2 protein-coding genes are annotated in these 815 nt (G+C 64.0%); both read left to right on the top strand.

The annotated features are described in order from the left end of the window. A partial coding sequence (locus tag AC1DU6_RS33550; RefSeq protein ID WP_477862674.1) for a branched-chain amino acid ABC transporter permease occupies positions 1–482 on the top strand: 482 nt, incomplete at its 5' end. Continuing rightward, the coding region (locus AC1DU6_RS33545; RefSeq protein ID WP_477862672.1) for an ATP-binding cassette domain-containing protein at positions 479–815 on the top strand (337 nt) is incomplete at its 3' end. The genes AC1DU6_RS33550 and AC1DU6_RS33545, both read left to right, overlap by 4 nt.

Raw genomic sequence — 815 nt, 5'->3', positions numbered from 1 at the left:
GGCAGGTTCAACATTACTATTTGCTGATCGCAGTGCTGGCGATTGCGGCCCTCGTCGCCGCGCGAATTCGGCAATCGTCGCTCGGCCGCGCCATGATCGCCACCAAGGATTCCGAGATCGCCGCCGAACAGAGCGGCGTTGACACCACGCGCACCAAGCTGATCGCCTTCATGATCGGCGCGGTCTATGCCGGCCTCGCGGGTTGCCTCTATGCCTCCTCGATCCGCTTCATCAGCCCGGACAGCTTCTCGGGCACCCAGGCCATCCTGCTGATGACCATGCTGATCGTCGGTGGCATGGGCTCGATCCCCGGCTGCATAATCGGCGCCGTGGGGCTAACCGTTTTACCGGAGGCGCTACGTTTCCTCGGGCAATGGTACCTCGTGCTTTATGGCCTCGGCGTCATCGCCGTGATCGTGCTGACGCCCGGCGGCCTCGCATCGCTGGCATCACGGCTACCACTCTGGGCAGGTGCGCGATGACGGATCAAGCGATCATCACCGCGCGCGGCGTGACGCGCCGTTTCGGCGGCCTTGTCGCGCTCGACGGCGTCGATCTCGACGTCCCCAAGGGGATCGTGCAGGCGATCATCGGCCCCAACGGCTCAGGCAAAACCACGCTGCTGAATGCTCTGTCCGGCGCCTCCCATGCCGATGCCGGCTCGATCCGCATCGACGACAAGGAGATCTTCCGCCTCAGGCCCAACCGCATCGCGCGACTCGGGCTGGCGCGCACGTTCCAGAACATCCGGGTGTTTTCCAATCTCACCGTGCTGGAAAATGTGAAAGTCGCCGCTGCCTGCAACACGCCCATGT

Source organism: Roseateles sp. P5_B10 (assembly GCF_056400485.1).
The sequence above is the reverse complement of the archived record's forward strand: the minus strand, read 5'-3'. Positions and strand labels throughout refer to the sequence as shown.